Source organism: Spiroplasma ixodetis (genome assembly GCF_059729505.1).
Window position 1 is genome coordinate 1429399 of record NZ_AP038353.1, and the last position, 17933, is coordinate 1447331.

A 17933-nucleotide genomic window follows, 5' to 3' on the forward strand; every position below is an offset into this window, starting at 1 on the left:
TTATTTAAATGCATTGTTTAAAAATGATAATTCATCTTCAATATTTAATCTTGGAAATAATAACTCTTTTTTATTAACAGATTTATTAAAAACTTCATTCAAGTTAATATTGACTATTGGCTTAGTAATTTTTAAGACACCCAATTGTTCATGAATTTTTAATGAACTATTAACCAAAATTGGCCTTAATAAAGCACTACTAATAATTAAAATATTTGCTAATAAATTTAAAATATTATGTAATTCAATAGTTTTATTATTTTTATGTAAATATCATGGTTTTGTTAAATCAATTAATTTATTACCACTAGTTATTAATTTAAAAACGACATTAATTGCTTCATGAATTTGATATTCATCCATTTCAATATTAAAATCATTAATAGTACTTTTAATAATTTTAATTATTTCTATTGCTTCTGGTTGTAACTTATTTAAATTAACTTTGGGAATTTTACCATCACAATATTTAATGATCATTGTAACTGTTCGCGAAAGCAAATTACCTAAATCATTAACAAGATAAGAGTTATAACAATTTAAAAATAATTCATGACTATATTTTGCATCATGACCAATAATAATTTCTTTCATTAAAAAAAATCGTAATCCATCTGCACCATAACGATTTACTAATACTAAAGGATCAATAACATTACCTTTTGATTTTGACATTTTTCCTTCTTCATTAGTAATTCAACCGTGAGCCAAAATTCGATTTGGTTGTCTCAAGTTTAATGCCATTAATAAAATTGGTCAATAAATCATATGAAAACGACTAATTTCTTTACCAACTAAATTCACAATTTCACAATTTGAATCTAGTCAAAAATTTTTAAAATTAATGTCATCATCTTGTAAATAACCTAATCCTGTTAAATAATTACTTAATGCATCAATTCAAACATAAATAACATGTTTTGGATTTTCTAATACTGGTACGCCTCAAGTAAAACTCGTTCTAGTAACACTTAAATTTTCTAAGCCTGGCGTAATAAAATTATTAATCATTTCCGTTTTACGATTAAGTGGTCATAAAAATAATGGGTGTTCATCATAATATTTTAATAATTGTTTAGTATATTTTTCCAATTTTAAAAAATATGATGGTTCTGATAAAGTAGTAATATTACCTTGACATATTTTACATGTATTATTATTTTTATTAATTTGACTATCTGTCAAAAATTCTTCACAAGAAATACAATATGAGCCTTCATATTTTCCCGAATAAATATCATTTTGTTTTAATAATTTGCTGAATATTTTCTGAACACTTAAAATATGATTTTTATCAGTTGTTCTAATAAATTTATCATAATCAATATTTAAGTTTTTCCATAAATTCTTAAACCCAACAACAATATCATCAACAAATTTTTGTGGAGTTTGTTTATTTTCATCCGCCTTTTTAGCAATTTTTTGACCATGTTCATCACTTCCAGTTAAAAAGAATACTTCATAACCTTGCATTTTCTTATAGCATGATAAAACATCAGCAATAATTGTTGTATAAGCATGTCCCAAGTGTAACTTAGCACTAGGATAATAAATAGGGGTAGTAATATAAAATTTTTTTGTCATTATTTGCTCCTAAATTTAATAATTATAATTTTACATTAAAATAGTATTATTTATTGTAATACTTATTTAAATTAATAATATTTTATTAATCTTTATTTTTTTATAAAATGGAACATTTTTGTTGATATTGATTTTTATTAAAAACATTATCAGAGTTAACAGCATCTATATCAACATTTAAGTAAAACTGATAATCACTATTTACGCGTGAAATAACACTATTTTTTTCATTATCAAAATTATTTATTGGTAAATACTGATTACCATTACTCATTAATGGTTGATTTTGCAATTTCAAGAAAATTACAAAATCATATCAATGTCTCAAAAGATCATTTTTTTCTCATTGTCTTCTTTTTTCTTTTTCTATTTTTTCTAAAATATTATTAAGTTTTAAAATTTTTAATCCAACCTTTTTCAATTCTTCTTTTTGATTACTTATATTAACTTTTTCGCATACTATTTTGTTAATTTGTTTTTTTTCAAAATTATAATAACCAAAAGTTAAAAACTTAACTAATTTACTTTTAAATTTAAAAATTTTACTTGTTTTTTTTCGAAAATTTCTAATTTTTTAAGACTATTTATATTATAAGAAAGAAATATAGATTGTTTTTTAATATATGACTGCAATGTTTTTTCACATTTATATTTCTTATTACTAATATAATATAATATTATTTTTATTTTATTAAATTTCTTTTTTAATAAATTAATATCTAATTCTCCATTATATTTTAAGTATAGATCATCTAAAACATCATAAAAATGTTCTTCATTATCATCATGGCTTGTAATAAAATTAAAATGTTGATCTATAAAAGGAAAACTATTATCGATTTTGTATTTCTTCATAATTTTCACTCCTTAAACTGACATAATCTAGTGACTAATTACAATATTTTCTTAATCTTTTATATTTATTGATTATTAGATAAAATAAAAAAACAAAAATTAAAAAATTAAATGCTAATTAAATTTAATATTAAACATTATTTATCTTTAAAAACTTTTTTAAAAATATAATCAACATTTATTAAAAAAATATTATTATTATAACATTCATTTAACTGTTCACTAGTTAAATATTGATTAATATTATTCTTTATTAATACATCTTTAAAATTAATCATTTTATTTTGTGCTTCTAAAGTGCATTTTTGAATAAAATCATAAGCAATTTCACGTGTTATTTTTGGATTATTTTTAATAATAGCCAATAAAACTACTTGTGAAAAATAAAGTTCATTAGCTTTAGCAATATTATTTGCCATAGCACTAGTATTAATCACTAAATTATCTAAAATATTTGTCATTCTATTAATAATAAAATCTAATATATGATAAATATCAGGTAACATAATGCGTTCATTAGAACTATGTGAGATATCACGTTCATACCATAATAAATTATTCTCATATACTATACTATTATAACTTCGAACTAATCTTGCTAAACCACAAATATTTTCAGAACCAATTGGATTTTTTTTATGTGGCATTGAACTTGAACCTTTTTGTGAAATAGAAAATCCCTCTAAAAGTTCATTAACTTCGCTACGTTGACTCAAACGAATTTCTAAAGCTATTTTTTCAATTGTTGTAGCAATTGAACTTAATTGTGTAATTAAAAAAATCAAACGATCACGTTGTACTACCTGCGTAGCACAACTGTCAACTTCCATTTTTCATTTTTTGGCAATAAATTCACTAACTTTTGGCGAAATATGAACAAAATTACCCATAGCACCCGTAATCTTAATAACTTCAACTTGTTTTCTTGCTAATTCCAACCTTACTAACTGTCTATTTATTTCATCGTATCATAAAGCAAATTTTAATCCTAATGAAGTTGGTTCACCAAAAATACAATGACTTCGACCAATTACTAATTGATTTTTATATTTAAACGCTAAATCTTTTAATTTCAATTTTAAAGTAATTAAAGCTTTTTCAATAATTTCATTTGAAAATTTTATTTGTAGATTTTGGACACTATCAACCATATCAGTTGAAGTTAAACCATAATGAATTCAACGACTTTCAGTTTTTAAGTTAGCACTTAACATTCTAGTAAAAGCAACTACATCATGCTTAGTTTCTAATTCTAATTTATTCATTAATTCAATATCTAACTTAGCATTTTTTTTAATTAATTGAAAATCTTTAAGAGGAATTATATTTAAATGTTGTAATGATTCACAAACATCAATTTGAAAATTCATTCATAAGTTTAAACGATTTTTCATATTTCAAATATTAGTCATTGCTTTTGTTTCGTAACGTTCAATCATTTTTACTCCTTAATAAATATAGTTTGTTTACGATCTGGACCAACAGAAAATATTCTAATTGGAACACCCACCAACTCACTAATTTTTTTTAAATAATTTTTAGCATTTTCTGGTAATTCATCATAACTAGTAATATTAGTAATATCTTCATTTCATCAAGGCATAGTAATAAAATGTGGTTGACATTTATTAAAGTTATTAATTTGAGAAGGTATGTATCTAATTATTTCACCATTTAAAGTATAATGCGTACAAATGCTTAATGTTTCAATACCAGTAAGCACGTCTAACAACATAATAGCTAAACTAGTAAATCCATTAATTTGTGCACTATACTTAGCAATAACTGCATCAAATCATCCAATTCTTCTTGGTCTTTTTGAAACTGTGCCATATTCATTACCAGTCATACGAATATAATCTGCTAATTTACCAAAAACTTCACTAGGAAACCCACCAGCACCAACTCTTGTACTGTATGCTTTAGTTACACCAATAATTTCATTAATTGCTTTTAAAGAAATACCTGAACCAATAGCAATTGAACTAGCACTTGGATTAGAAGATGTTACAAAAGGATATGTACCATGATCTAAATCTAATAAAGTACCTTGTGCTCCTTCAAATAATATCTTTTTATTTCTAACTAATTGTTCATTTAAAAATTGACCAGTATCAATAATTAAATCTTTAAAGTATGGTAATAATTCTAATAAACGATTATATATTGTTTGCGCATTAAATTCTTTTTCATATCCATAAACATTTTTTAATATTTTATTTTTAATTAACAAATTATCAGTAATCAATTCTAATAGCCGATCCTTATCTAATAAATCACCCATTCGAATTCCAATTCGATTAACTTTATCAGCATAACAAGGTCCAATACCTTTTTTAGTAGTTCCAATAGCTTTATCACCCTTAATTTTTTCTTCATATTTATCAAATGCTAAATGATAAGGTAAAATAATATGAGCACGATCAGAAATTCGTAAATTTTGACAACTAAAACCAACAAATTTTAAATATTCAATTTCAGACACTAATTTTTCTGGATTAACAACACAACCATTAGCAATAACACAATATGAATCTTTATTAAATATACCAGAAGGAATAATACTTAATTTATATTTTTGATGATCAAAAACAATTGTATGTCCGGCATTATCACCACCACTTCAACGAACAATAACATCAGAATTTTGACTATAATAGTCAGTTATTTTACCTTTTCCTTCATCACCTCATTGACAACCAATAATAGCAGTAGTTTTAAATGGTTTTGGTTGATCGATTTTTGATATTAAAATATTTTTAGTATCGACAATTTTATTAGCAATTTTTTGATTTTCTTCTTTTATTATATGTTTTGATTTTTCAAAATCTACTTTCATCTTATTAATGATTGGCTTAACAGTGTCAGTTTTTATTGATTGCGTTTTTACTTTAGTTGATTTTTTTACATATTTAACTTTTGGTTTAATAGTTTTATTAAGTCGTTCAACTTTAGTTTTTGCCTTTTCTATTGTTGGTTTGATTATATTTTTTTTTGCTTTCATATTGTCTCCTTTATACTCAAAAAAAGTATTTATAAATTTATAAATTAATTATATAATTATTTAATAATGATTATTAAAATATTGTTATTAAAATAAAATAGTAAAAGAAACTTAAAAAATGAAATGAAATTTTGATAATGACAGTTTTCAAAATGATAATAATGATGATTTTGACAAACTGGATGGGTTACACTTTATTGGACACTAATTACGTAGACAAGTGAACAAATTAGTTAAAAGAAAGGAGTTATAATTATGGCCAATATTAACTCATATTCAGATGAATTTAAAAAACAAATAGTAACTTTATATCAAAGTGATAAGTCAGTGTCTTGTCTTGCTAAAGAGTACAATGTTACAAGAGCAGCTACTTATAATTGAATTAAGCAATTTACTAATTCAGGCAGTTTTAAAACTAAAGATAACCGTTCTGTTGAAGAAAATGAATTAATTAAATTAAGAAAAGAATTAAAACAATTAAGAATGGAAAATGATATTTTAAAGAAAGTAGCACTAATAATAGGCCGAAAATAGAAATTATTATCAAAAATAAAGTTAAATATAAAATTCGTACAATGTGTCGTTTTTTAAAAATCTCTAAATCAACATATTATTTTAATTTCAAGAAAAAAGAAGATAAAATTCAAAATAATATTTATGATGAAACTGTTATTAGTGCTTTTAAAGAAAATAAATAAACTTATGGAACAAGAAGATTAAAAGTTGTTCTAAAATAAAAGAAAATGAATTTATCAAGACGAAAAATTAAAAAAATTATGAATAAACATAATTTAATATCAAAATACACTAAATTATCATACAAAAATTATCATAATAAAGTCAATGATAGTCAAATTACTAATCTTGTTAATAGAGACTTTAATAATAGGCTTAAAAATGAAGTTGTTGTTAGTGATTTAACTTATGTTCAAGTTAATGGTAAATGAAACTATATTTGCTTATTAATCGACCTGTACAATCGCGAAATTATTGGACATAGTGTAGGTACTAAAAAAGATGCATCATTATTATATCAAGCATTTATGTGCTCAAATCGTTGTTTAAAAAATATTCAAATATTTCATAGCGATCGCGGTAATGAATTTAATAATAAAACTATTGATAAACTTTTATTAGCCTTCAATATTACCCGCTCTTTAAGCAAAAAAGGTTGTCCTTATGATAAGGCTTTTGCTGAAGCAACTTTCAAAACTTTCAAAACAGAGTTTATTAATGATAAAAATTTTACATCATTAATCCAATTAAAATTAGAATTATTTGATTATATAAATTGATACAACAACATAAAAATCCAAGAGCACTCTAAACTACTTAACCCCCATAAAACACCAAGAACAATTGTCTACCAAAAAACAGTCGGTAATGTTTAGTAATCTGTGTAACTTACAAAAATAACTATGTTTAATTAATTCTAGTAAATAAAATTAAATAACTAGAAATAGTGAGTTACGTATGTCTAAAAAACAAAATATTAATAATAATGATCCAATATCAAAAGCAGTAGATTTATTATTAGAAAATACTGAGGATTTAACAACCGTATTTAAAGAGGGAGGTTTATATAAAGAATTAACAAAAAGATTAGTTGAAAAAATGTTGAATTCTGAAATGCAAAATTATTTAGGATATGAAAAAAATCAACATAATAATAGTGATAATGCTCGCAATGGTATAAATTCAAAAAAATTAATAACCCAACAAGGTAAAATTGATATTAATGTAACACGAGATCGTAATAGTAATTTTGAGCCAGTAATAGTTGCAAAAATACAAAGAAGATTTGATGGTTTTGATCAACAAGTTCTTTCATTATATGTCAAAGGCATGACTTTATCAGATATTAGAATGCAGTTACAAGAGTTATATCATGGTGCTGATATTAGTGAAAGTGTTATTAGTCAAATTACTGATGATGTTAAAGCATGACAAAATCGGCCATTAGAAAGTGTTTATCCGATTGTTTATTTTGATTGTATAGTAGTTAAAGTACGACAAGATAAACGCATTATTAACAAATAAGTTTATATAGCACTAGGAGTTGATTTAGAAGGTAAAAAAAATTTTTTAGGTTTATGAATTAGTGAAAATGAAGGTTCTAATTTTTGATTATCTAATTTCACAGAAATGAAAAATCGAGGCTTAAATGATATTCTTATTGCTTGTAGTGACAATTTAACAGGAATGTCAGAAGCAATACAATCAGTTTATCCTAAAACCGAACATCAATTATGCATAGTTCATCAAATTAGAAATAGTTTAAAATATGTTTCATACAAACATAAAAAATCACTAGTTACAGATTTAAAACCAATTTATAGTGAATGTAGTGAAGAACAAACAATGCAAGATTTAGAAACTTTTGAAAGTAAATGAAATAAACAATATCCTCAAATTGCTAAATCGTGATATAAAAATTGAGATAATTTAATGATTTTTATTAGTTATCATGCAGAAATCAAAAGAGTGATTTATACAACAAATGCTATTGAATCTGTTAATAGTCAATTACGAAAAGTTATTAGAAATAAAAAAGTTTTTCCAAATGATATGGCAGTTTTCAAAATATTTTACTTAGCAATTGAAAATATAACAAAAAAATGAACAATGCTCATTCAAAATTGAAATACAGCAATTGATCATTTTATGATAAAATTTGAAGATAGAATTAATCTAAACTAGTAAATTTGTAAAACAAAGATAAACAGATTATTAAAAAGCCTCAAACAGTCCTAAAAAAATTTGCCATTACATATTCTTCAATTTTTGAATTTTCTATATTACTTGTTTTAAATTTTAAAAAATCATAAAATTCAGTTTTAACTTGATATTTTTTAAATATATTAATTATTTCTTTTTCTTTAATTTCTTGATTAAGTTTATTTAACTTATTTTCTGCTTCATTAACTTTATTTTCTATTTCTTGTTGAGCATTATTTTCAGTTAAAGGTTCAGTTGTTTGTTGAACATTATCTTCATTTTCTAACATTTAACATTCTCCTAATCTTATCCCAATAATCAATCTTTAACTAATTGTGGCATTTCACTTATTAATTTTTTATAATCATTAACTGCATTTTCTAATGTATCAATATCAGAAAATTTAAAACAATTATCAATATGTAAATCAAAATCTCTATCAATACTAATATCTTGTTTTCTATATTTTTCATTAAATTCAATTTTTGTCATATTATTTTTCTCTTTTATTAATCTTTTCAGTTAATTTTGCTAATTTTTTTTGATGTTTGATAATTTTGTTATTTGCTCTAACATGTTTTGGAGTTGTGATAAATCTTTTTAATAAAACAATAATTTCTCTGCAAATTAATGTTACAACAATTGTTCCAATAATTATTAATTCATGTAAAAATTCTTTCATTTCAATATTTTCCTTTCAATTATTTATTTTTTAATTATTCATCAAATTGACCACCATTAATTCTTTCAATCATCGATTTTGAATTACTTATAATGCTTACTAATAAGGCAATTTCTTTATTTAATTGTTCCATTCTCTATTTATATGTATGAATTTCATTATTATAATATTCAAGTAATTTTTATAAAAAATATAATTAAATTATTCACCTACTTTATAAACTCATGTGATTATAATCTCAATTTAGTGAAGCATTATCATGATTTAATGGTACTTCACTCATATTTTCACTACCATATTGACTACTTGTTTCACTATTAATAGTAAACTATTATCATTAATTAAACGTGAGGTTTCATTATTAAATGGTGTTTCTTGCATTTCTTGATTATGATGTGTAGTTTCTATAGGCAATAAATTATGAATAATTTCACTTATTCCTGCAACTATAGTAGGTACTGCATAAGCATTATTAATACCCATAGCAACACCACTTGAAATTAAACAACCACCATTAGCCCTATTTGCTATTTTACGAATAGTTTCAAATCTATTAGGAATTAATTCAGTTAATCCATTGATAAGATTTGATATACCATAAGCATTTAAACTAATATAAGTATCTCAATCTATTAATGACTGATTTTCTTGTTTATTTAACAATAATCATGGAGGACCTTCTGTTGTAGTTGTAGTAGTTATTGGAGTTGGTGTTGTAGGAATAATAGGATTAATATTATTTTCTGTTCATTTACTATAATTTGCTAATCCAATCGTTCCTAAAATATTTAATCATTTTTTCATTTTTATAAAAACCCTCTTTTTTATACACTTATTATATTATTATTTTTAAAAAAAATAAAAAAATACATTTTTAAATGTCAACAATATTTTTTATTGATTAAAATGTATTTTTTATATTTAAAATTATTATTTTAACTGTATAAAAACTATAGGCCATTAACTATTTTAAAAGTAATAACTTTAACTTTATATAAAAAAATAAAAATTAAAAAACTAATTGTTTTTTAATTTGTTCAGAAATTTCTTTACTTTCTAAAACTTCAATTAACTTTAAACCAAATTCAAATGCAGCACCAATTGATTTTCCAGTTATAATATTATTATCAACTACTACTTTTTCATCTAAAATAATACTTTTATTTAAACCAATATTAGTGCCTGGATAATGCGTAATTTTTTTGTTATCTATTAAATTTAATTGCCCTAAAATTTGGGGTGCTGCACAAATAGCAGCAATAAACTTATTACTATCTTTAGCAAAAATAACTAAAATTGATTTTAATAATTCATTTTTGCTTAAGTTTTCTACTCCAATTTTACCACCCGGTAAAATTAGCATCTTATAACTTAACAAATCAATATCACTGATTTTCTTTTCACATAAAATAAAAACATTATGACTTGATTTGATTTTTAAGTCATTTTCAATACTTACTAAATTAATAACAATATTAGCCCTTCTTAATAGATCAATAGTAATTATTACTTCACCCATTTCATAGCCTGTTGCTAAAAAAATAGCTACTTTAAACTTCTCATTATTACTCATTATTTCTTTTCAATTCATTATTTAATTTAAAAACATTAATAGCATTTTCCCTAGTTGCGTTAATAATACTTTGTTTTGGGATCTTCTTTAATTCAGCTATTTTATTAACTGTAAATATTATATTTTCTGGATGATTAATTGTTAATCAATCTTTGGGATTTTTGCCTCTTTTTGGTTCAGGAGTTAAATATGGCGCATCTGTTTCAACTAATATTTTATTAATTGGTATATTTTTTGCCACCTCTTGTAACTTCAAAGCTTTTTTATATGTCACATTACCTGCAAAAGAAATATAAAAACCTTGTTTTATAAATTTTTCAGCTATTACTTTTGTTCCTGTAAAACAATGAAGAACACCATTAGTAATATTTTCTTTTTTAATAATTTCAAAAGCATCTTCAAAAGCATTACGAATATGTAATAATACAGGTAATTTATGTTCTTTAGCTAATTTTAGTTGTTCAATAAATCATTTTTTTTGCAATTGTGGTTCTGTAAATTTATGATAATAATCTAATCCAATTTCACCAATAGCAACTACTTTACCGGTTGCTATTAATTTTTTCAATTCTGAAATAGTATTACTATCGCAAGTATTTACTTCTGTTGGATGAATACCTACAGCTGCATAAAGATTAGGAATTTTTTCTTCACTCTCAAATTCATAAATTTGACTAACAGTTTGCTTACTAGTATTTAAGTCAAAACCAACATTACAAATACTACCAATGCTATCACCTGCTGAATAAGCATCAGTTAATAATTTTAATATTTCTGTTTCATCATAATGTTTTGACATTAAATGACAATGAGTATCAAAAATTCCATTATTAGCCATATATTTTAACTTCCCTTTTATTTTCCTAAACAAAATCTTTTAAAAATTTCATCTAATAAATCAGTTTCAAATTTTTTACCTTGCATTTCTAAAATCTTATTTCATGCAGTTTGTAAGTGAACAATAATTAAGTCTATTGAAATATTCCTTTTTAAATCTTTTAATGCTTCTGAAATACTAAGTTCAATTTCATCCAAATATGCTAATTGTCTTGTATTCGCAAAAAGTAATTCTTTATCAAAATTAATTTCAGTAGTTATAATTTTATTTTTTATTTCTAAAATTAGATTTTCAATTTCGCCCATTATTGCACTAACTTTTACCACATTAAAATTATTTTTAATGTCTAATTTTAATTTTAACCTTAAATCCGTTTTATTAATAGCAATAAGGTAATTTTTATTTTTTATTTTTCCTAATAATTGTTTATCCTCAACACTTAAATCTTTTGAACCATCAAGTACTAATATTATTAAATCTGCTTCGTTTAAAGCCTTATGTGATTTATCAATACCTGCTTTTTCGATATCATTTAAAGTATGACGTATACCTGCTGTATCAATTAATTTTAAACTAATATCACCCAAATTAATTTTGCCTTCTACCAGATCTCTTGTTGTTCCTTCTTCATTAGAAACAATAGCTTTATCTTCATTTAAAAGCGCATTTAATAGGGAAGATTTTCCAACATTAGGTTTTCCAATAATAACTGTATTAATTCCCTCTTTTATAGTTTTAGTAATTTTACTATGTTCTTTAATAACTTTTATTTTATTTAAAAATTTTTCAACTAAAGGAATAACATTATTAATTGTTTTTTCCTCAACTCCATCGTATTCAGGATAATCAATATTAACTGTTATATTAGCAATTAAATTTAGTAATTCTGAAGATAATTCATCAATTAGTACTCTTATTTTACCACTTAAACTATTAATAGCGGTTTTTAAAATAGTATTATTTTCAGCCATAATTAAATCATTAATAGCTTCTGCTTCAATTAAATCAATTTTATCATTTAAATAAGCTCTTCTCGTAAATTCTCCTCTTGTTGCCATTCTCATACCTGTAGATAGTAATAATTGCAAAATTTTTTGTGTTATTAGCACTCCACCATGACAATTAATTTCAATTGTATCTTCACCTGTAAAAGATTTGGGAGCGCGATAACATGCCAAAACAACTTGATCAATTTTATTCTTATTATGATCAATAATATATCCTGTTATTAAAGTGTGACCTTTCTGATTTAAAATATTTTTATCAAAAACCTTATTTAATAACTCATAAGTATCTTTTCCTGAAATTCTAATAATACTGATTGCTTGATTTAAAGGTGCAGTTGCAATTGCAGTAATAGTATCATTTAACATTTTTTCCTCTTTTCATTTAAACAATCTAAGATTTAAAATCTTAGATTACTCTAATTTTCCAATCTAATTACTACATGTCTTTTATAACCTATACCTTCATAAAAACTTGATATTCCTTCAATATTTTTAACTATTTCATGTATAATTTTTCTTTGGTTATTAGGCATTGATTCAAAATGAAACATTTCTTTACTTATTCTTATTTTTTTTTATAATTTCATATATTCTAATTTTAAAATTTTGTTTTTGAATATTTAAATAATTATTAACATTTATTACTATTTGATAGTTTCTTTTAAATTTTGTTTCTAAATAAGTAATAAGTAAATTTTGTAAAGCACTAATTGTATAACCTTTTTTCCAATTAAAATTGAATTTTTATTCTTACAATTAATATTAATATAAAATTTATTACCATTTAATATTATTTCTTCTTGATAATTTTTTATATTAAAAAGTTCCAATAAATCATGTCATTTATCATTCAAATAATTTTTAACATCATTTTCATTAAAAATAAAAATTTTAGTAATAGTTTTAAATAAACGTTTTTCTATACCTAATTTTATATAAAATGTTTTGGGTGGGCAAATTTTGATAGTTTTTTCTAAATCAATATTTTTTTTAAATGATTTAATTTCCATCTTTTTTTCTCCACATTATAATAAATTACTTATTTTTTTTAGGTTGAACAACTATTTCAGATTTTGTAAATATCTTTTTAATCTTACTTGAAAATGGTGTACTAATTGTACCATTTTTTTTATAACGACTACGTTTATGTTTATTATAGTAATGAAAACCAAGAGTTTGAAATATTTGTAATATTCCAGAAATAATTCAATAAATGCCTAATCCTGAAGGAGCAACACATACATAAAATAAAAACATAAAAATCATAACGCTTTGAATAATAACTTGTTTTTTTAATGCAGCTTTTGCTTCTTTAGTTTTAATCTTCTGTCGTGAACGATTTAAAAACATCGGTAATAACATAGAAACTAATTGTGTTGGTATATATATAACAATAATTATTAAATACATAAATTGGCCATGAGTAACCATAGTTCATGGTTGTTCAACTAAACTAATATCACCAACAACAGTATTTTTTAATAAATTAGTTGATTTCATAACAGTAAACATAGCTGTTAAGAAAGGAAGTGATAAAAACATTGGAATAAAAGCAGTCATTGGATTTATTCCTTCTTTTTTATAAATAGCCATTAATTCCATTTGTTGTTTTTGTTTTGCACTTGGATCACGTGAATGTTTATATTTGGCTTGAATTTCGGAAGTTTTCATTTGCACTGATTGCATTTTTTCCTGATTTTGTTGGGCTTTAAAAGTAAATACTAATGTAATAAGTTTAATAATTAACGTTGTAAAAATAATAGCAAAAATAACACTTACTGATCAGTATTTTGAATTTACATCAACTCCACCACTTAATCCGGCAGAAATACTAACTAAGATTCAAGCGATTGGATAAACAAACATTCCAAAGAACGGTGATTTAGTTTGCGTTCAAGCTTCACTTCACGTTCTAATCCCTGTAAATCCATATTCATAAATATTATTACCATTAAAATGAAAAATGTGATTTTTTGCTACATCACTGTTACCAATAAGTAATTCAAAAAAAACAGCGGCTACATTATATCTTTGAAAATCATAAGCTGAAATAACATCACTAGTTGCAACATTAGGATCACCCATAGTCTGACCACAACCTCAAAGTGTTGACATCAATAAAAAAGTACCTAAAATAATTTTAGTTCATTTTCATGTTATTTTTAATCAAACGTTTTTTTTCTGTTGTTCAGGAAATAAAAACTTTTTATATCGCATTAAATTTACTCTCCTATAATGGGATTTTCATTAAAAGATGTAATAAAGAACTAAGATTTTCTTCATATGTATTAGATAAATAATTTTTTCTAATCATAATTACTATATCTACTGGTCAATCTTTTTTAATATCTACTAACATTCCTCGTACTTGACGTTTAATCTTATTACGTGCAAAAGCAAAACGAACTAGTTTTGTTCCTACTGATACGCCTACTCGTATATTATCAAAATCTACTCTATTCATATAATAGATAAAAAATTGACCATTTGAAATACTTTTTCCTTCATTAATTAAATATTTAAAATGATGATTTTTCAAAAGGCGGTATTTTTTTTCCATATTTTGTTCACCTTATTTTATTTTTTAAACTATGCTGTTAATTTTTTACGTCCTCTTTGACGTCTTCTTTTAATAACATTAATCCCTGTTGCAGATTTCATTCTTGCAAAAAAACCATGAGTTTTTTGATGTTTTCTCTTACTTGGTTGATATGTCGGTTTCATTTTTTTCTCCTTTTTTTAAAAATTCTAATAAAAAATTATTAAGAGTATTATAACATAATATTTATATCTTAACAAATTATTCTGTTTATTTTTAATAAAAACAATATTAGTTTAAAAAAAAATAAATCATTTATAATATTAAATAATAAATATTATTTTTTTTATTTTTTTAAAAGTATAATACAGATTATAATTATAAAAAAGTTATCCACATTAATCCACAATTTATCCACAATAATTATATTAATTAAATATTTTTTTAAAATTAATAACACTGATAATAAACGAGAAAACTTTAAAAACATTTGAAATAAAGTTAGAAATTTTCTTCAATATGATGAAATGATTGATCCAAGTGTTTTTAATAACTATATTAAAAACACTTATATTTATGATATTTTTGAAAATAAATGTTTAATTATTGTTGATTCACTATTCGCAAAAGAAATTTTAACTAAAAATATAACATTTAAAGTTAAAGAAATTTTAGAAAGAATTATTCAACAAATTAAAAAACAATTTCAATTTAATAACTTTGTTAAAGGAGAATCAAATAACGATGCTTATCAAGCAGCATTTTCAATTACCATAGAAATTGGTAGGTATTAAAATCCCTTATTTATCTATGGTAATTCTGGATTAGGAAAAACACATTTACTTCATGCTATTGAAAATAAAATATTAACAAAATATAATAATCAAAAAAAAGTACTTTACTTATCTTCTGAAGAATTTGGCCGTATTGTACCAGAAATTATTAAACAAAATATTAATGATATTGAAAAATTTAAAGATTCATTTAATCAATACGATGTTCTTCTCGTTGATGATATTCAATTTTTAGCTAATCGTAGTAAAACAAATGAAATATTTTTTCATATATTTAATAGCTTTGTTAACAAACAAAAACAAATTGTTATTACATCAGATAAACATCCTGATGATTTATATGGTTTTAAAGAAAGAAATGTTTCAAGATTTCAAAGTGGTTTAAGTGTTGGTATTGATTCACCAGATTTTGAAAATTCATTAATTATTTTAAAAGAAAAAATTAAGTCTTTAAATTATGATCCAAGCATTTTTACTGAAGAATCTTTAAGTTTTATTGCTTTAAATTTTAATAGTGATGTTAGAAAATTAGAATGATCATTAAATAGATTAATTTTTTACAGCATTTTATATATAAAGCCTAATCATTTAATAGTGCTTGAAGACGTTATAAAAGATTTTAAAACATCAAATACTTCATTAAAAGAAAAACTAACTATTAAAAAAATTAAAACAATTGTATCTGAATATTATAATATTCCAATCAAATTATTGATTAGTACTTCTAGAGTTAAAACAATAACAATAGCACGCCATGTAGCAATGTATTTAATAAAAACACTTTTAAATGAATCATATACAAAAATTCGTTCTGAATTTGGAGGTAAAGATCATACAACAGTAATGAATGCTTATAACAAAATTAAAAAAAATATTGAAACTAATTAGGAATTGATAGAACATATTGAAAGATTATCACGTGAATGTTTAAAACACAATTAATCCACTATTTTAATCATAAATTATTAACATATAAGATTGTTATTTTTTCTTTATTTTATAAGTTAAAATTAGTTATTCACATTAATCCACATCATAATATTATTAATAATTAAATAAATAATAATTAATATATATAATATATAATTAATTATTAATGTTTAAAAATGGGAGATATTTATGAAAATTGAAATCAAAAGTTCTATATTATTCAAAATAATAAAAAAAATATTAAAAATAACAATTTTTAATAATACTTATGAAGAATTATCTTGTTTTTTATTAGAAGTTGAAAAAGAAAAAATAATTTTAACTGCATCTAATGGTAATTTATCATTAAAATATGAACTAAATAATAATGAAAAATATTTAAAAATATTAAACATCGGTTCAGTATTAATTAATACTAAAATTATCTATGATATTTTTAGTAAACTAGAAGATGAATGAATTTTATTTGAACTTAAAATTAATAATTTAATCATTAGTAATTTTAAAAATGATTATAATGATTTTATCTTTAAATTAAGTACAATTACAATTGAAAAATTTCCAAAAATCAACTTTAACAAAAATATTAAAAATAAAGTATCTTTTAATAAAAGTTTGTTACAAAATATAAATGAACAAATTGCTTTTGCAACAAATACAAACAATAATAAACGAGAATTAAGTGGAATTAATTTTAAATTTAATGATCAAAAGTTATTTGTTACAGCAACTGATGGATATTGTTTAGCAAAAAAGTGATTTTCTTTTGAAGAAAAATTAGAATTTAATAATAAAGAGTTTAATATTCCAGTTCATTTATTAAATGAAATTGATAAAATTACTAGTGATTTAAATTCAAATATAAATTTTTATTTTGAAAATGATTATAATTTAATTATTGAAATTGAATTTTTTTTATTTCAAACACGAATTATTGAGGGTACTTATCCAAATACGGATGATATTATTAAAAATATTATAGAAAAAGAAAAAAATATTATTGAAATTAATAACGTTAGAGAATTTTTAAAAATTATTGAATTATCAATAATTTTAGCAAAAAAAGATACTTCACCTATGATTCAATTTTGAATAAATGTAGAAAAAAATGATTTTAAAATTAATTGTTTATCTAATAATGATAGTATAGGTGAAGTAATTGAACAATTTAAAAAATTTCATATTGTAAAATCTAAAAGTTTAAAAGAAGAAATAAAAGTAGTTTTTAATTCAAAATTAATTATTAATGCTTTAAAATCGTTTAATAAATGTAAAAAAGTAAATTTAAAAATTTATTGACCAAAAAATTATACAATTATTGATAGTGAAGAAGAAACTGGGTTATTACAACTAGTTTTACCAATTGGAGAAAAATAATATGATATAACTAAATAAAATAGTTATTTTTA

Annotated in this window: 20 protein-coding genes and 3 pseudogenes; 6 read left to right on the forward strand and 17 right to left on the reverse strand. The window is 22.4% G+C overall.

Features of this window, described 5'->3' with window-relative positions; all coding sequences use genetic code 4:
- The 5 genes from metG to AC6I4F_RS09430 form a co-directional block, all read right to left on the reverse strand.
- Nucleotides 1–1584, reverse strand: coding sequence for a methionine--tRNA ligase (gene metG / locus AC6I4F_RS09410; RefSeq protein ID WP_497873748.1), 1584 nt, complete (start codon nucleotides 1582–1584; stop codon nucleotides 1–3).
- A 100-nt stretch (nucleotides 1585–1684) separates the two neighbouring features.
- A complete protein-coding gene (locus AC6I4F_RS09415; protein WP_497873749.1) occupies nucleotides 1685–2005 on the reverse strand; it encodes a hypothetical protein in 321 nt (106 codons plus the stop codon).
- Between the two features lie 95 nt (nucleotides 2006–2100).
- Entirely contained in the window at nucleotides 2101–2439 is a 339-nt protein-coding gene (locus AC6I4F_RS09420; protein ID WP_497873750.1) for a hypothetical protein, read from the reverse strand.
- Between the two features lie 137 nt (nucleotides 2440–2576).
- On the reverse strand, nucleotides 2577–3878 hold the full coding sequence (gene purB / locus AC6I4F_RS09425) for an adenylosuccinate lyase (protein ID WP_497873751.1): 1302 nt from the start codon (nucleotides 3876–3878) through the stop codon (nucleotides 2577–2579).
- 2 nt (nucleotides 3879–3880) lie between these two features.
- Entirely contained in the window at nucleotides 3881–5443 is a 1563-nt protein-coding gene (locus tag AC6I4F_RS09430) for an adenylosuccinate synthase (RefSeq protein WP_497873752.1), read from the reverse strand.
- Between the two features lie 255 nt (nucleotides 5444–5698).
- On the opposite strand from AC6I4F_RS09430, the pseudogene AC6I4F_RS09435 reads away from it, so the two are divergent.
- A pseudogene (locus AC6I4F_RS09435) lies at nucleotides 5699–6859 on the forward strand (IS3 family transposase).
- Nucleotides 6860–6916: 57 nt separating this feature from the next.
- Nucleotides 6917–8143, forward strand: a pseudogene (locus AC6I4F_RS09440) (IS256 family transposase).
- Here AC6I4F_RS09440 and AC6I4F_RS09445 read toward each other — a convergent pair.
- The 12 genes from AC6I4F_RS09445 to rpmH form a co-directional block, all read right to left on the reverse strand.
- Nucleotides 8130–8450: a hypothetical protein gene (locus tag AC6I4F_RS09445; protein ID WP_497873753.1), complete on the reverse strand. Its 321-nt coding sequence runs from the start codon at nucleotides 8448–8450 to the stop codon at nucleotides 8130–8132. The pseudogene AC6I4F_RS09440 and the gene AC6I4F_RS09445 sit on opposite strands and share 14 nt — an antisense overlap.
- 17 nt (nucleotides 8451–8467) lie before the next feature.
- Complete coding sequence (locus tag AC6I4F_RS09450; protein WP_281748210.1) at nucleotides 8468–8653, reverse strand: hypothetical protein; 186 nt, start codon at nucleotides 8651–8653, stop codon at nucleotides 8468–8470.
- 1 nt (nucleotide 8654) lies between these two features.
- The gene (locus tag AC6I4F_RS09455; protein ID WP_497873754.1) at nucleotides 8655–8843 is read right to left on the reverse strand and encodes a hypothetical protein; all 189 of its coding nucleotides are present in this window, start codon (nucleotides 8841–8843) and stop codon (nucleotides 8655–8657) included.
- Between the two features lie 264 nt (nucleotides 8844–9107).
- Nucleotides 9108–9647 carry a hypothetical protein gene (locus AC6I4F_RS09460; RefSeq protein WP_497873755.1) on the reverse strand — a complete coding sequence of 180 codons (540 nt, stop codon included), beginning with the start codon at nucleotides 9645–9647 and terminating at the stop codon, nucleotides 9108–9110.
- A gap of 205 nt (nucleotides 9648–9852) precedes the next feature.
- Nucleotides 9853–10434, reverse strand: a complete 582-nt coding sequence (locus AC6I4F_RS09465; protein WP_497873756.1) for a DJ-1 family glyoxalase III — start codon at nucleotides 10432–10434, stop codon at nucleotides 9853–9855.
- Nucleotides 10409–11254 carry a TatD family hydrolase gene (locus tag AC6I4F_RS09470; protein ID WP_497873757.1) on the reverse strand — a complete coding sequence of 282 codons (846 nt, stop codon included), beginning with the start codon at nucleotides 11252–11254 and terminating at the stop codon, nucleotides 10409–10411. The genes AC6I4F_RS09465 and AC6I4F_RS09470 overlap by 26 nt, the downstream gene beginning before the upstream one ends.
- Nucleotides 11255–11271: 17 nt before the next feature.
- Complete coding sequence (gene mnmE, locus AC6I4F_RS09475; RefSeq protein ID WP_497874800.1) at nucleotides 11272–12627, reverse strand: tRNA uridine-5-carboxymethylaminomethyl(34) synthesis GTPase MnmE; 1356 nt, start codon at nucleotides 12625–12627, stop codon at nucleotides 11272–11274.
- 50 nt (nucleotides 12628–12677) lie between these two features.
- Nucleotides 12678–12830: a R3H domain-containing nucleic acid-binding protein gene (locus tag AC6I4F_RS09480; RefSeq protein ID WP_497874699.1), complete on the reverse strand. Its 153-nt coding sequence runs from the start codon at nucleotides 12828–12830 to the stop codon at nucleotides 12678–12680.
- A gap of 105 nt (nucleotides 12831–12935) precedes the next feature.
- On the reverse strand, nucleotides 12936–13271 hold the full coding sequence (locus tag AC6I4F_RS09485) for a hypothetical protein (RefSeq protein ID WP_497873759.1): 336 nt from the start codon (nucleotides 13269–13271) through the stop codon (nucleotides 12936–12938).
- A gap of 25 nt (nucleotides 13272–13296) precedes the next feature.
- On the reverse strand, nucleotides 13297–14478 hold the full coding sequence (gene yidC, locus AC6I4F_RS09490) for a membrane protein insertase YidC (RefSeq protein ID WP_497873760.1): 1182 nt from the start codon (nucleotides 14476–14478) through the stop codon (nucleotides 13297–13299).
- 13 nt (nucleotides 14479–14491) lie between these two features.
- A complete protein-coding gene (gene rnpA, locus AC6I4F_RS09495; protein WP_497873761.1) occupies nucleotides 14492–14821 on the reverse strand; it encodes a ribonuclease P protein component in 330 nt (109 codons plus the stop codon).
- Nucleotides 14822–14850: 29 nt separating this feature from the next.
- Nucleotides 14851–14985, reverse strand: a complete 135-nt coding sequence (gene rpmH, locus AC6I4F_RS09500; RefSeq protein WP_174481423.1) for a 50S ribosomal protein L34 — start codon at nucleotides 14983–14985, stop codon at nucleotides 14851–14853.
- Between the two features lie 342 nt (nucleotides 14986–15327).
- On the opposite strand from rpmH, the gene AC6I4F_RS09505 reads away from it, so the two are divergent.
- The 4 genes and pseudogenes from AC6I4F_RS09505 to dnaN all read left to right on the forward strand — a co-directional run bounded on the left by AC6I4F_RS09505 (nucleotide 15328) and on the right by dnaN (nucleotide 17901).
- The gene (locus AC6I4F_RS09505) at nucleotides 15328–15594 is read left to right on the forward strand and encodes a hypothetical protein (RefSeq protein ID WP_497873762.1); all 267 of its coding nucleotides are present in this window, start codon (nucleotides 15328–15330) and stop codon (nucleotides 15592–15594) included.
- A gap of 12 nt (nucleotides 15595–15606) precedes the next feature.
- Nucleotides 15607–15972 (forward strand): annotated as a pseudogene (locus tag AC6I4F_RS09510) (DnaA ATPase domain-containing protein); the annotation flags it as partial.
- 216 nt (nucleotides 15973–16188) lie between these two features.
- A complete protein-coding gene (locus AC6I4F_RS09515; RefSeq protein WP_497873763.1) occupies nucleotides 16189–16482 on the forward strand; it encodes a helix-turn-helix domain-containing protein in 294 nt (97 codons plus the stop codon).
- A gap of 231 nt (nucleotides 16483–16713) precedes the next feature.
- The gene (gene dnaN / locus AC6I4F_RS09520; protein WP_497873764.1) at nucleotides 16714–17901 is read left to right on the forward strand and encodes a DNA polymerase III subunit beta; all 1188 of its coding nucleotides are present in this window, start codon (nucleotides 16714–16716) and stop codon (nucleotides 17899–17901) included.
- Nucleotides 17902–17933: the final 32 nt, after the last annotated feature.